At 41.6% G+C, this 1,183-nt stretch carries 1 protein-coding gene; it reads right to left on the reverse strand.

Annotated features, from left to right (window positions below):
• Window positions 1-1,183, reverse strand: a 1,183-nt coding sequence (locus ACFIMI_RS09610) for a ShlB/FhaC/HecB family hemolysin secretion/activation protein (protein WP_375692530.1), incomplete at both ends; no start/stop codon positions are given.

Consider the following 1,183-nt stretch of genomic DNA (forward strand, 5'->3'; position numbering starts at 1 on the left):
CCCAACATCTGGCGCGAATGCGAAATGCCAAAATTGGCGACGCTATATTGACGGCTGCCCACTTCAATCTTATTGCCAAGAAGGTAATTGTTGGTTCTTTTATAAGAAAGCCCCAAATTCAAGGTTGTAAGGGAAACACTATCACGGTAAAGAACCCTGCTTGTACTGGCGTGCAACTCACTGGAATCCCCCGTCGTCTCAATATCGGTAAAATTGCCAGGGATTATGCTTTGGTAATTATAAACAGTGCCATTCAATCCAAAGGTCCAATAACCATATGGAATACTCACACTCGCTGAAATGTTATTGCTATGTCCTTCTTGCTTGCTCCCACCCCAATAATCGGGCTCACTGCGTTGATAGTTAAAATCCCACGCATCATTCATCCCTAAAATATTTTCTACCCTCAAGCCCGCACTATAACGCGCATAACCCGTGGAAGATTGTCCCATATTGTCATGAGAAACAGTAACCTTGAACGTTTTATCGGGATGATTGTTAATATTGACAATGGTGCTCCCTTCTTCACTCCCTGGAAGAAGTTCGCTTTGAGCGTGTGCTGAACTCAAACGGTTGATCTGATCAAGCCCCTGTTCAATATCGCGCATGTTCAGAACATGACCTTGAAGCCCAGGAAAAGCACTCCATACAACATTATTATAACGAGACGTCGGTGAACCATTATAGTAAATCTCTGAAAGTTTCCCCTCAACGACAACAAATTTGAGCGTCTTGCTGTTTTTGATATCTTGATCAGGAATGTAAAAACGTGCCGTTACATAGCCTTGATCCAAATAAACTTTGGTTAACTTCTTGATTAAGAGCTGAATATCAAAAAGACCGATACATCTTCCAACATAAGGCTCTGTTACGGCTGATATAAAGCGCTTTTTGACATGATGCACTCCCTCAACAACAACAGCATGAATGGGAAAACATTGCTTCCCACCCAAAAGCGTTTCTGGATTTTGCTCTGAAGGCGTCTTTATCCTTTTAGGCGTTAAAGCGCGTAATTTCTCAATTCTTTCTAATTGCTGCTTCTCAGATTGTTGGCGAGAAAAATTATCGGTTGGGGAATGAAAAATAGCTGAGGAGCGCGCATAAACATTTACACCTGTAAACAAGCCAAAGAAAACAACAATGGCACGAAAAATTCTCAAAAGAGAACTTTGGCGTAAAAATA

The sequence above is a fragment of the Bartonella sp. AP4SXKL genome, from assembly GCF_042195845.1.
Classification (GTDB): domain Bacteria; phylum Pseudomonadota; class Alphaproteobacteria; order Rhizobiales; family Rhizobiaceae; genus Bartonella.